Here is an 873-nt window from a genome sequence, read left to right on the forward strand (position 1 = left end):
CGCGCTCGGCAAGCCGGCGCCGCAGGTGGGGCTGACCACTTTCCGCCCGCCCTATACGCCGACCACCTTCGGCGCCTTCGCTGGCTATCATCGCGGCGACCATTTCGAGGTCACGCGCAGGACGCGGATCGACGGATGGGCCGAGGCGCACGGCGCGGCGTTCGAGCCGGTCGGGCAATGGCGCAGGGCATGGTACTTCCCGAAGCCGGGCGAGGACATGGACGCCGCCGTCTCGCGCGAATGCCGCGCGGTGCGTGAAACCGTCGGCATCTTCGACGCCTCGACGCTCGGCAAGATCGAGGTCGTCGGCCCCGACTCGGTCGAGTTCATGAACCGCATGTACACCAACCCGTGGACAAAGCTCGCGCCCGGGCGCTGCCGCTACGGCCTGCTGCTCGGCGACGACGGCTATATCCGCGACGACGGCGTCATCGGCCGCATGGCGGCGGACCGCTTCCACGTCACCACCACCACCGGCGGCGCGGCGCGCGTCAGCACCTCCCACAGTCTACGGCCGAGCGGCGCGCCTGTTCCGCGTCAGCTTCACTGGCGAGATCGGCTTTGAGGTCAATGTCGCCGCGCCGCTCGGCCGTAGACTGTGGGAGGTGCTGTGGCAGGTCGGCCAGCAATACGGCGTCGTGCCCTACGGCACCGAGACCATGCACGTGCTGCGCGCCGAGAAGGGCTACATCATCGTCGGCCAGGACACGGACGGCACAGTCACGCCCTATGATGCGGGCATGGGCTGGGCCGTGGGCAAGAACAAGCCCGACTTCGTCGGCAAGCGCGGCCTAGCCCGCCCCGACCTCGCGGCCGAAGGGCGCAGGCAACTCGTCGGGCTCCTGACCGAGGACCGCTCGAAGCTGGAGGAAG

1 pseudogene is annotated in these 873 nt (G+C 69.6%); it reads left to right on the forward strand.

Annotation, left to right across the window (positions count from 1 at the left end):
- A pseudogene (locus CEV33_RS01605) lies at positions 1-873 on the forward strand (sarcosine oxidase subunit alpha); the annotation flags it as partial.

Source organism: Brucella grignonensis (assembly GCF_002252505.1).
In the GTDB taxonomy this organism is placed as follows: Bacteria; Pseudomonadota; Alphaproteobacteria; order Rhizobiales; family Rhizobiaceae; genus Brucella; species Brucella grignonensis.